Genomic DNA, 12,278 nt, shown 5'->3' on the forward strand with positions numbered 1-12,278 from the left:
CTATCCTCCATTCTACAGGACTTCTGGCGAAATCGGCTTCGACCAGTGCTGCTTTCGGGTACTCACACACTAGAGGTTGCATCGGGGCGTCGAACGGGAGCGCTTCGGTCGAACGGGTAGCGGTTGAATACGAAACTATGAACGGGACCACCTGCACAGCGCAGCGCAACTGCGCACTTGATGAACACACATGAGCAACCTGAAATCAGTTACGAGCAATGGCTTTTAGTCCGAAGGCTGTTCTCAAAGCGGCACGATGTCAACGTCATCGGGAGTGGCCTTAGTTCCCTGCCGCAGCGGCTTGACCGTAATGCTGAAGAACGCACGGATGATGCTGCGCTTCTCGCGCATCGGCGTGTCCTCCCAGTTGGCCAGAAGGTCAGCTAGATCGATCTGCTCGCGATCATCGCGGATGGCCTTCTCTTTGAGGTCTTCGATTCGCTGAAGCAGGCCCTTCTCAATCTTGCCGAATGAGGTGGGGGTGACGTCGCCCGCGATGGCCTTCTCTGTCCACTCCTCTAGCTCAGTTTCCAATCGCTCTACCTCGGCCCACAGCGCAGCTATAGCCGGGTCGTCGTCCTCAAACTCTTTGGGGTTGATTCCAGCGAGCAGGTCAAAGAGGGCTTTCTCCACGGCCTTGTCCAGCGGTTCGGCGAGACGGCTGGAGTCCCCTTTTGAGCAGCCATAGATGGGGACACCGTGCCGGTTGCGTCGCCATGCCATTGGTTCGCCGCACTTCCCGCACCTGGCTATGAGGCTGAGCAGATGCTTGGGTTCTGGGCCGGGGTTGGCATTCCGCCCGTTGTGGGCTTTTCTGACCCTTTCCATGCGGGCGACTAGGCGGGTGTGCTGTTGCTCGGTGATGATTGGGGTCCAGTTTCCTTTGCCGACAACTTCGCCTTGGTGGACCCTGATTCCCGCCAGGGAGGGCTTGCGCAGACTTCGACACATAACCGTGAGCGACGGAGGTACGTAGCCCTCCGTGGTCTGCAGCCACTTGTAGACGGCGTTGTGGGATTCCCCCGCGAGGATGCGCTCTACGCACTCGCGGATGCGTGGGGCCTCTGCGGGGTCTGGTTCCCAGACACCTGGCGATGCGACGCGGTACCCCCACGGGACGCGCCCCGCTGGCCTCCCCGCCTTCGCGCCTGCCCGCTTGCCCCTCAGCGTCCGCACACGGATCTGCTCCGACTCACGTTCGGCGATCAGCGCGTCCAGACCGCCAACGAAACGGTCGTCACCGAGGGTGAGGTCCATGACCCTGCCGCTGTAGGACAGCGGAACACTCAACTCCGCGCATTGGTTCCGGAGCCTGACGAACTCTTCAAGGTCACGGCTGGCACGGGACGCCTCCCACATCACCAGAACGTCGCCCGTTCGAAGATTCTTCTTCAGCCTTTCCCACTCGGGACGCGCCTTGCCGTAGCGACTGGCGCTGAGATTGTTGTCACTAAAGACTTTCCGAACGGGCCATTTCTGGCGCTCGCATTCGGCGCGGCACTCGCGCTCCTGGTCCTCCACGGACCGACCCTCATTCCTGTCATCCGACACGCGGGTGTAGATAACTGCGTTCAAAGGGGCATTCATGCAGGTGAGCATACCCCCCTATACCGACATTGTTGCCGACGACGGTAATCGGTGTCTCGAACATTGCTATTCCTCTCATTCATCTGAGCTGCGACGCGCGTCGCACACCCATTTCCCTCCGCGGGTCCGACAACGGGATCAGGCGGAGTCCGTGGGTTGCGGCCCCTGTGGATGAGTTGCGCGCTGTGGATGAATCGGCCTTAGGTTGATCGACATGACGGTGTGGATCACGCGTAGGCCTGACGCCGAGGTGGCGGCAGAGCTGGACGAAAGCCAGGGCCCACTGGCGGGGATGCGGCTCGCGGTGAAGGACAACGTCGACGCCGCCGGGCTGCCCACCACCGCGGCGTGCCCGGAGTTCGCGTATCAACCCGAACGTGACGCGGCTGCAGTGGCGGCGCTGCAAGCGGCCGGCGCGGTGGTTGTCGGCAAGACGAATCTGGACCAGTTCGCGACCGGCCTCGTCGGCACCCGTTCGCCGTACGGCGCGGTGCCCGACAGCCGCAGGCCCGACTACATCAGCGGCGGTTCCAGTTCGGGCTCGGCGGTCGCCGTCGCGACGGGCGAGGCCGACATCGCGATCGGCACCGACACCGCGGGCTCTGGCCGCGTGCCGGCGGGGTTACAGGGCATCGTCGGAATCAAACCCACGTTCGGCGTGGTGTCGACCCAAGGCGTGGTGCCGGCGTGCGAATCCTATGACTGTGTAACGATTCTCGCGGCCGACCTCGGTTTGGCGAACCGTGCGATGGGTGTGATGGCAGCGGGCGCTGCCGATCGACCGTGGCCTGCCGACGTCCGGTTGGCAGCTCCGCCGAATCCTGTCGTCGCGGTGCCTGCCGAGTTGCCCGGGCTGGACCGGGAGTGGCGTGCCGCGTTCGACGCGGCCGTCGGCAAGCTGACCGACGGGGGTGCGCGTGTCGTCACCGTAGACATCGCACCGTTCCTGGCCGCGGCGAAGCTGCTGTACGACGGCGCGTTGGTAAGCGAACGATACGCTGCGGTAGGCGAATTCATCGATGCACACCCAGACGCCTCCCTGGACCCGACGGTGCGCCGGATCATCACCGCGGCGCGCGACATCCCCGCGCATCGGCTGGTGCGCGACCGTCGCGAGGTCGATCGGTTGCGCAGGGTGGCGATGGCCGAATTGGACGGTGTCGATGCGCTGCTGGTGCCGACTGCGCCAATGCATCCACGCATCGACGAGGTGGCCGCTGATCCCGTCGGCGCCAACTCCCGGATGGGCACCTACACCAACTTCTGCAATCTGTTCGACATGTGCGCGGTGGCCGTGCCCGCTGGCACGGCCGGGCAGGCGCAGTTTGGTGTGACCGTGCTAGCGCGGGCCTTCGAGGATGCGGTGGCGCTGGATATCGCTGCATTGCTGTCGGGAGAGCAAGCGCCCGTGGATGTTTGGCCGCTGAGTGTTGCGGATTCTGTCGAGTTGGTGGTGTTCGGTGCGCACCTTCGAGGTGGCGCGCTGGTGCACCAGCTGACAGATCTCGGCGCGCGGTGGGCCGGCGAGCTGACGACGGCGCCGCGATACCGGATGTCCGTGCTGCCGACCGTGCCTGCCAAGCCGGCGGTGACGCGGGCGCCCGATGGCGGCGCCGCGTTGCTTGGACATCGCTGGCTGCTGTCCCCCACCGGGTTGGGCCGGTTCTTGGCTGCGTTGCCGTCGCCGATGCAGCTCGGCAAGGTCGAATTCGACGACGGCACATGGCGAACCGCGTTCGGCTGCGACGCCGCGGCGGCCACCGGGCGGGACATAAGCGAGTACGGAAGCTGGCCGGCAGCGATCGCGGCGGGCGCCGTCTAGCTTGGAGCTCGAGTGTGGACTTATCACACGCTCCTCGCGAAAAAACGTGCATTAACCCCACGCTCGAGCGCTCAGGGATGCGGTCACGTCGAACGGGTGTCCCGCTTGGCCAGCTCTGCCAGCATCGCGTTGTAGGCGGTCAACTCCGCGTCGTCGTCGCGGTCGGCGGCCCGGTCAAGCCGCCTGGCGGTGCGCTGATCGCTGCGCCGCCACTGGATCAACAACGCGATCATCACCAGGACAAGCGGGACTTCGCCTGCCGCCCAAGCGATTCCACCTCCCAGCCGCTGGTCGCCGAGCAGGTCGGTGTGCCAGCTCAGTCCCAGCGACCGATAGAACGTCTCGCCCAGAACGGTCTGCATGCCCATCAGCACCACGCCGAAGAACGCGTGCAGCGGCAACGATGCGAACACCATCGCGACCTTGCCCAGCTGAGGTATCTGTCGAGGCGTCGGGTCGATGCCTATCACCACCCAGTAGAAGAGATATCCGCTGACCAGGAAGTGCACGTTCATCAGCATGTGCGCGGCGTGATTGCTCACCGCAGCGTCGAAAAGTCCGCCGAAATACAGCCCGTAGAAGCCCGCGACGAACACTGTGGTGGCCACGATCGGATGGGTGAGGAACCGCGAGGCCCGCGAATGCAGCGCCGCCAGCAGCCATTCCCGCGGACCCGGCGGCTCGCCCCGCCCCGCGGTCGGTAACGCGCGCAGCGCCAGCGTCACCGGTGCGCCCAACACCAACAGGATCGGCACCAGCATGGACAGCATCATGTGCGCCACCATGTGCATCGAAAACATCGCGGGCATATAGCGGCCCAGGCCCGACGACGTGGTGAACAACAGTGCCGCACAACCACACAGCCACGCCGCCGTGCGCCCAGCCGGCCACGCGTCACCGCGTCCACGCAATCGGCGAACGCCGAACACGTACAGCCCGGCCATGATGATCGCTGCCGTGCCGAAGATGAGGTCGAACCGCCAGTCGAACAGCACCCGCGCCAGCGTCGGCGGCCCGTCGAGGCCGTAGCCGATGGCCACCTCGACGGGACTCGGCTGTGTCAGCAGCGGTGGTGGCGGTGTGCGGCCCAACCCGACCGCGATGCCGAACGTCGCGCCGAAGACGGCCGCCTCGACCAGCGCCAGCCGAATCAGCGGCCCGCGGCTCTGCGGATCGGCCTGAAGTGCGGTAAGCCCACTGCGTCGCTGACGCCAACCGATGACACCGAGTACACCCAACGCGATGACCTTGCCGATCACCAACCAGCCATAGTCACTGCGGAACAGGTCCGAGAGCGGGATCCGCACCAGCGCGTTGACGACACCGCTGAACGCCATCGCCACAAAGCACCATAGCGCCAGCGCGGAAAATCGTCGGGCCGCGAGATCGGCATGCTCCCCTGCGCGCAACATGTGGGCCAGCAGCGCCAGCAGGCCGCCCGCCCACAGCGCGCCCGCGATCAGGTGGATCAGCAGGCTGTTGGTGGCCAGATCGTGCGCGCCACCGGCCGACGAGTGGCCCGTCAGCCCCAGCGGCACGAGACTGGCCAACGCGCCCGCGAGCAGCGCCGGCGTCCACCCCCACCGCAGCACCGGCATGCTGGCCAGCGTCACCGCCGCCGCGATGAACGCCGTCCAGCGCCAGGCGGTGGCGGTGTCGACGACGCTGGCCGCCGACCAGATCTCGAGCGGATTGAGGTTCTCGCCCAGCGGGTGCCCCGAGACGTCCGACACGGTCAGCGGCACCAGCAGCGCGGCGCACACCGTCCACACGGCCGATGCGGCCGTTCCGAGCCGCAGTGCGCGGTAGCCGCTGGCGTCGAGCACCCCGTTGGGCTGCGGCGGCACCAGAAATGCCGCGAACAGAAACGATCCGACCGCCAGCACGGCGGCAATCTCCCCAGCCGCCCGTACGAAAGGCAGGCCATACGTGGTCGCGGGACCCGGGTTCGGCAGCCCCGTCGCGGTCAGCGCATCGGCCAACGACAGCGCACCAATGCCCGCGGCGACGGCGCCGGCCAGCACGGCGACACCAAGCAGCACAGGCCACACAGCACTGCTGCGCACGCTCGGGGCCGCCGTGGTGGTCATCCGACCAGCGTATGGCGTCGGGCTAGGCGCCCTCGCGGCGCAGTGCCCGCCGTCCCACCTCGCGCGCGTAGAACTGCTCGCGTGCGAGCTGCTCGACCCTTTCCATGTCGCCGAGGATGCCGCGCAGTTCGTCACGGAACGCGGTCCGCCGGTCAACCAAATCGGCGGCGGGTTCCAGCAGATGCTGGTCAGCCACGACTTGGCGCGCCGTCGCGAACAGCAGCGCGGACACCGCCTCGTTGGTGCGCACGCGGTTCTGCGCGACGTACTGGTTTCCGAGGCCGAGGGCCTTTTTCGTCAGTTCTTTTTCGCCGATCTCGGCGGGCGCGTCACGCAACGCGTCGGCCACGATTTCGTAAGCCTCGAAGAACGGCCGCAGCATCGCACCGGCGATCAGCGGCTTCTTTGCGCGCAACAACGCGTCGATTTCGGCACCGCCGGCCGTGATCTGGCTCTCCCAGTCTTTGTGCCAGGACATCTCCTCGGCCACATGCTCGCGAAACGCCGCCGAATCCGCGAAGTAGAAGTCGAACTTCAACAGATCCCGCAGCCGCATCGCCTGCGACCAAAAGGCTTCCAGCCGTTCGGATTCCGCCCGAGCGGCATAGGCAAGCGCCAGCTCGACGATGGACGTCTCCAGGAACGCATCGATCAGCGTATTCCGGTAAAACGCGGCCTCGTGCTCGTTTTCCGGCACGATCCGCCACACCGGCTCCCTGCCGCCCTCGACGCACGTGACGGGGTGACCGTTGGACAACGCATCCAGCGCTGCGCGAACGCCGTCCGCCGTGCGAAGCCGCAACGCGCTGTTGGTCATTGGGGCTTGCTTACGCTCCAGGTAGTCCAACGAATCCTGGAGGGTGTGGTGAAGCTGGTCGAGCGTCAGCGCCACACGGCGTGCGGCCAGCAATAGAGCCGACACCAATGCGGTCGCGTTCACGGGTGTCGCCCGCAGAATCCGCCACGACACCTCGAACGCCATCTTTTGCAGCGCAAGCCGTTTGGCGGCTTCATCGGTGGTCATCGGCCCCTGTGGTTCGCCGAGGTACTCGCGCATCGACACCGCTTCGGGGAAGCGAACGTAGATCTTGCCGTAATTACGCTCGCCCTGGGCCTTGATGAACTTGTACATCCACGACAGGCTTTCGGGCGTCTTCTCGCCCCCGCGCGCATACGCGGCGTATTCGGCGGTCTCGTGCAACTGATCGAAGCTGATCGACACCGGCTGTAGCAGGATGTCGTCGCTGCGACCGTCGAGGTAGGCGTCGGCGACGTATGCGAGCAGTCCGAGCTTGGGCGGCAACATCTTTCCGGTGCGTGACCGGGTGCCCTCGATCGACCAGCTGAGGTTGAACCGCTTCTCGACGATGTAGCCGACGAACTGCCGCAGCACGTATTTGTACAGCGGGTCGTCGAGCTTGCGCCGTAGGAAGATGACGCCTGAGTGGCGCATCAGCGGGCCCATGAATCCGAACGACAGGTTGATGCCGGCGAAGGTGTGCACGGGTGGCAGGCGGTTCTCCTGCATCGCCACCGGCACGATCACGCCGTCGAGGTAGGACCGATGCGAGAACAACAGCACCGCGGGATGGTGTTCCAAACCGCGTCGCATCGCTTCGACTTGCGCCCGGTCGTAGTCGATGTTGGGGTCGAAGCCGCGGCTGAAGATGGCACGGCCCAGCGACGGGATCAAGTCGACCGAGAACCGACTCCAGCCGGTGGACAGCTCGTCGAGCATCTCACCGGCTTTGTCGACGGTGGCGCCGGGAATCTTTTCGAGGCCATCGCGAAACCGCGCCGACGCCAGCAGCTCGGGCTTGATCAGCCGCGGCGACTTGTACTCGGGGCCCAGCAGGCGCAGCTCCACGCGCTCGATGGCCAGAATCGCGCGGCGGATAACGAATCTCGCGAATTCCCTTGGATTTTCAGCGACGGTGGTCTCGTGCCACTGCTGACGCAGCTCGGAGACCTTCGCGGGCTCACCGGCCACCACCCTGGCACGCGACGGGTCCTTCCGCAGAATCCGCTGCTGCAGCATCTCGGGCGGGCGGTAGGTGTCGCGACCCGACAGAAACGCGACGATCTTGGATCGCGTTGGCAGGCCACCAGGGACCCAGAAGACACGCACCGGAACAACCGATCGATCCTCGTCGGCGTCCAACTCCTCGACCAGCGACGCCAGCGTTCCCGGCGGCGGGTCGTCGTCGGCCGGTAACCGCAGCACGTCCACATTGGAATCCGGGTGCTCGCGCCGTTGGAGCGCCAGCCAGTCGTTCAGTAGCGCCTCTTCGGCCGGTGACGACACCGATGCGAGCACAAGCGCGTCGTCAGTCGCGGTGAACGGCGCGAACTCATCGGCGGAGATTTTCACGGCCGGCCCTTTGCGGCAGCCCTTTTCGTCGTCTTCTTGGCCGCTGTTTTCTTCGCGGGTTTCTTCTCGGCAGCCTTGGTGGTGGCTTTCGTGACGGTCTTCGTGGCAGTCTTGGCGGCCGCGTTCTTCGCCGGTGTCTTCTTGGCCGGAGTCTTCTTCGCCGCAGCCTTTTTGGCTGGTGACTTCTTTCGCCTGTACAACGCCGGCGTCGGCACCTCGTCGTGCGGCCAGTCCTTCAGAGTGTCCAGATACAGCTGACGGACCTCCGCGATGCGCTCGGCAAGGTTGTCATGGGTCCAGTCGTCGATGGGGATCGGCGGGTAGACGACGACGTCGACGGTGCCGGGGTTGAACGTGCTCGAGTCGCGCGCCGCGATGACCTCCGCGTTGCGAATCACGATGGGCACGATCGGTATTCCGGCCGACATCGCGATGCGGAATGGTCCTTTCTTGAACTCACCGACTTCAGTGGTGTCCAGACGCGTGCCCTCAGGGGCAATGAGGATCGACAGCCCTTTGCGCGCCAGATCCTCGACCTTCTTCAGGCCTTCGACAGCCTTCTTGGGATCGTCACGGTCGATGAATGCGGCGTCCATGATCTTGCCCATGGTGCCGACGATCGGATCGTTCTCCAGCTCTTTTTTGCCGACCGACGTGAAGTTGTCGCTGACCAGCGTGCCGGCGATCATCGGGTCGGCCTGGTTGCGGTGGTTGAAGATGAAGACTGCCGGTCGCTGGGCTGTCAAGTTCTCCTTGCCGAGCACGTTGAGGCTGATCCCGGTTGCGGTCAATAATGTGCGGCCAAACGTCGATGTGAAGAAATTGACCCCGGTGCGTTTGTTGCGGGTCAGCAGACCAAGCCCGAGCGCTCCGGCAGCGATCGGCACCATCGACGCGATGCCCGCGACCGTCCGCAGCTGCGAAACCGGGTTGGCACCACTGCGGCTGGTGAACCGCAGCACCGGCCAGCCGCGCTTGTCGGCCACGGCGGCGAGCTTGCCCGCGGGGTTGGTCGGTCGTGGATTGCCGACGAGGTACATCAGCGCGACGTCCTCGTCGCCGTCGGCGTAGAAGTAGCTTTTCGCCAAGTCGACACCGTTCTTGGCGGCGAATGCCTGTACCGCCCTTGCCTTTCCGGGACCCCAGATGATCGGCGTCAGCACTTCGCCAGTCAGGCAACCGTTCTCGTCGACCTCGAACTTGTTGCTCAACACGTTCTCGATGCCAAGGAACCGCGCGACGGGCTCCACCTGCACCGTCAACGCCGAGGAACTGAGCACGACGGTGTGGCCGCGGGCCATGTGGGCGCGGACCAGTTCACGCATCTCCGGGTAGATGCGACCGACGATCTTCTGCACGAAGAGCCGTTCGGCGAGTTCGTCGATGTCCGCCAACGAGTTCCCCCGCAGCATGCGGGCGCCCTTGCCGATGAGGTCCTCGAACTCGGAGCGGCCGAGTTGGTGGTTGAGGCCTGCCTGAACCATGCCGATGAACTCGCCGACGGACATCTGCCGTCGACGCAGCCGATCCTGCGTCATGATGACGCCGGTGAACCCGGCGACCAGGGTGCCGTCAAGATCGAAGAAGGCCCCGACCTCGGGACCCGGCGGGCTGGCCTCGATCTCGGCGACCGACCCTGGCAGCCGCATCGATCGTGGATTGGGCTGACCGTTGGCCGAAGTCATTGCGCCGCACTTCCGTTGGGTGACACTGGGATGGGTTCAGCGGTGTCGACGGTGAACGTCGCGGGCACGGCCCGACCGTCGCCGCCGAGGGCGAGCACCTCGTCGAAGCCGGCCAGCAGGCAGCGGGCCCACAGGTCGGAGTCGACGATCGACGCGCGGTCATAGCGCGTGCTGATGGTGCAGTAGCCGGCGCGCGAGATCAGCACGACCATCATGGCGACTCCCGGAAGCGGGCCAATGCCGTACTGCCGCAACACCTTCGCACCCGCGATGAACGTGTCGCCGGCATAGACAGGCACGTTGCTGGCTTGGACGTCGGAGTTGACGATCGATCCGGCCATCGACTCGAGCACCGAGTCCGGCATCAGCGTGAGTACCGGCGCGATGGCGCCGACCATGTCGATCGCACGCTCCTCGCGCTTGCGGGTCATCTGCGAGCGGATGTTCTTGATGCGCACCTGCGGGTCCTGCAAGCCGATGGGGGCGGCGAGGTTGACACCGGCAAATCGGTTGCCGCCGGCCGGATCTGCCTCCGAGCGCAGGTTGACCGGCACCGCCATGGGCAGCGCGTCGATCGGCACGCCCTTGGCTTGGTGGTACAAGCGCAGGGCACCGCACAGCCCGGCCAGATATGCATCGTTGATGGACCCGCCACCCGCTTTGGCGGCCTTGTGCAGCGCGCCGAATTCGATGTCGATGGCATCGCTTCGCGACGAGAGACTGCGGCGCCGCAGCACCGGTGACGGTGGGGCGACGGGCCCGACGACGCGGGCGCCGGACATTGCGTACTCGACGACGTCGCCCATCCGCGTTATCGGGTCGCGGACCATCTCGCCGACCACGTGCGCCGCGCCGAACAGCACGCCGCGCACCCGGCCCGCGATGGTGCCGGGCAGCCGGTTAATGCCCTGGCGCATCAAATCATTGGGCGACAGATCCTGGGGAACCGGCAGCGGCGGAGGTGCCTGTGGTGGTGGATCGCGCTCGAGGTCGTAGAGGTTGGCGAACATCTCGACGCCGCCGACGCCGTCGGTCACGGCGTGACTGAGATGCACCAACTGGGCGGCACGGCCACCTTCGAGGCCCTCGACGAGGCTCGCGGTCCAGAGCGGCCGGGAGATGTCGAGCGGCGACTGCGCCGCAATCTCGGCAAGGTCGAACACCTCGCGCATGGTGCCGGGCTCGGGGACCCGCATCCGGCGCACATGGAAGTCGAGATTGAAATCCGGGTCGATCACCCACCGCGGCGCCACGGTCGGCAGCGTCGGCATGACGACCTTCTGCCGAAGCCGCAAGACCTTGCGCGACGCGGAGTCGAATCGCGAGCGGTAGCTCTCCCAGTCCGGGGTCGTGTCCAGCAGCTCGACGGTCATGATGCCCGAGCGGGTGCGCGGATGGGCCTCGCCACGATGCAGTATCTGGTCGAACGCGCTGAGTTCCTCCGGAAGTCCGTCCGCGTCGAGTTCCGGCATGTCGCTCATGCTCGTCGCTCCCCTCCTTAACGCCCAATTGCTGCCACTACGCTAGTCCGCCGCCCGGCACGGTGTGCCCTTATATAGCTGTTGCGAGCCCAGGGTTCCCGGTACCCGCGAGATACACTCACCGACGCTGCCCCCGTAGCTCAGCGGACAGAGCAGCCGCCTTCTAAGCGGTAGGTCGCAGGTTCAAGTCCTGCCGGGGGTGCTGTCTGACCAGCGCAGACGGCTGTCCGTGCAAGGTACGTGCAACTGGGCGCTGTCGGCGTGGCTCCAACTGAATTTGGAGCGCACCATGACCATCTTCCGATCCGTTCACGACCTACCTGATGCGCCGATCCCGGCCGGTTTCAGCGCCGATGAATGGCAGGACGATTCCCCGAAGCCGTACCGCATTCTCATCGGCGAACTCCGACGCATCGACGGCCTCGATGTCGACCGTGAGTGTTCAGGCCACCGCGGTCCAGTACACCGATGGGCGGATCGATGACGGCAGCGTGCATGAGCCGCCGCACGTCTATCTTGGCGATGAGAACCTGACAAGCGGACAGGCCCGCGCCCTGGCCGCCGTACTCGTTGAGACAGCCGACGAGGTTGATCGGTGGTCAGCCAAATGACCTCGATCGTGCCGACCTCCCGCACACCGCAGTTCCGAGCCGAGTACGTCCACTTACTCCACTACGTCACCGAGGACGATTTCACAGATGAGGAGTTGCAGATGATGTCGGCGATCGTCAAGGGCGCGATCGAGCGTCGGGACCGCCCGGCGCCGGTGTTGCAATTGGTGCGTCGAGGCATCCGGAACCGGGGGCACTAGCGTCGCAAAGGGGTGTCCACTTCAATGGACACCCCCTTCGGCCCGCCACCCGCTCCCTAGGTGGCGGGCCGATTGCTTAGTGATCGTTGGGACCGTAAAGCATCCCCGGCCCTGTGATCTGGGAGCACCCGGTGTCATCACACACGAACGTTTGAGTAGGGCCCGGCGGCGGTGGAGGCGGCGCGGGGAAGTTCGGCTGCGACCCCGCGGGGTGAGTGGATTCGTTCGGCGGATGCGGTGGAGGGCACTGCCCGTCGGCGCATTGGTTCGGCCTCGCCGAGGCAACACCAGCTGCCTCCATCGACACGCCCGCTACGGCCCCGAACGCGGCCGCGGCGATGAGGATGGAGGGTGCGAGGCGTCGCAACCGGGTCGAACGCGCGATACTACTTGTCATTTCATCTCCTGATATGGAATCGCGGCGCCCGGAG

8 protein-coding genes and 1 tRNA gene are annotated in these 12,278 nt (G+C 65.6%); 4 read left to right on the forward strand and 5 right to left on the reverse strand.

Translation table 11 applies throughout. From position 1 onward, the window contains the following. Window positions 1-243 precede the first annotated feature (243 nt). Window positions 244-1,587 carry a recombinase family protein gene (locus MYCSM_RS20750; protein ID WP_157681368.1) on the reverse strand — a complete coding sequence of 448 codons (1,344 nt, stop codon included), beginning with the start codon at window positions 1,585-1,587 and terminating at the stop codon, window positions 244-246. A gap of 214 nt (window positions 1,588-1,801) precedes the next feature. Here MYCSM_RS20750 and atzF point away from each other — a divergent pair, with 214 nt between their 5' ends. Continuing rightward, window positions 1,802-3,409, forward strand: a complete 1,608-nt coding sequence (gene atzF, locus MYCSM_RS20755; RefSeq protein WP_015308128.1) for an allophanate hydrolase — start codon at window positions 1,802-1,804, stop codon at window positions 3,407-3,409. An 83-nt stretch (window positions 3,410-3,492) separates the two neighbouring features. Here the strand turns inward: atzF and MYCSM_RS20760 are convergent, their stop codons facing one another. Genes MYCSM_RS20760 through MYCSM_RS20775 form a run of 4 tightly spaced genes read right to left on the reverse strand, consistent with a single transcriptional unit; the run spans window position 3,493 to window position 11,036 of the window. Further along, entirely contained in the window at window positions 3,493-5,499 is a 2,007-nt protein-coding gene (locus tag MYCSM_RS20760) for a cytochrome c oxidase assembly protein (RefSeq protein ID WP_015308129.1), read from the reverse strand. Between the two features lie 22 nt (window positions 5,500-5,521). Then, entirely contained in the window at window positions 5,522-7,870 is a 2,349-nt protein-coding gene (locus MYCSM_RS20765) for a glycerol-3-phosphate 1-O-acyltransferase (RefSeq protein WP_015308130.1), read from the reverse strand. Next, window positions 7,867-9,555 (reverse strand): HAD-IB family hydrolase/lysophospholipid acyltransferase family protein, encoded by a 1,689-nt coding sequence (locus MYCSM_RS20770; RefSeq protein WP_015308131.1) that lies wholly within the window; start codon window positions 9,553-9,555, stop codon window positions 7,867-7,869. The genes MYCSM_RS20765 and MYCSM_RS20770 overlap by 4 nt, the downstream gene beginning before the upstream one ends. Continuing rightward, a complete protein-coding gene (locus tag MYCSM_RS20775; RefSeq protein ID WP_015308132.1) occupies window positions 9,552-11,036 on the reverse strand; it encodes a wax ester/triacylglycerol synthase family O-acyltransferase in 1,485 nt (494 codons plus the stop codon). The genes MYCSM_RS20770 and MYCSM_RS20775 overlap by 4 nt, the downstream gene beginning before the upstream one ends. Before the next feature lie 129 nt (window positions 11,037-11,165). Here MYCSM_RS20775 and MYCSM_RS20780 point away from each other — a divergent pair. From MYCSM_RS20780 to MYCSM_RS20790, 3 genes are all read left to right on the forward strand, one after another. After that, window positions 11,166-11,238 (forward strand) — tRNA-Arg (locus tag MYCSM_RS20780). Window positions 11,239-11,461: 223 nt separating this feature from the next. Next, the gene (locus tag MYCSM_RS20785) at window positions 11,462-11,647 is read left to right on the forward strand and encodes a hypothetical protein (RefSeq protein ID WP_015308133.1); all 186 of its coding nucleotides are present in this window, start codon (window positions 11,462-11,464) and stop codon (window positions 11,645-11,647) included. After that, window positions 11,644-11,847, forward strand: coding sequence for a hypothetical protein (locus MYCSM_RS20790; protein WP_015308134.1), 204 nt, complete (start codon window positions 11,644-11,646; stop codon window positions 11,845-11,847). Before MYCSM_RS20785 ends, MYCSM_RS20790 begins: the two co-directional genes overlap by 4 nt. Window positions 11,848-12,278: the final 431 nt, after the last annotated feature.

Source organism: Mycobacterium sp. JS623 (genome assembly GCF_000328565.1).
In the GTDB taxonomy this organism is placed as follows: domain Bacteria; phylum Actinomycetota; class Actinomycetes; order Mycobacteriales; family Mycobacteriaceae; genus Mycobacterium.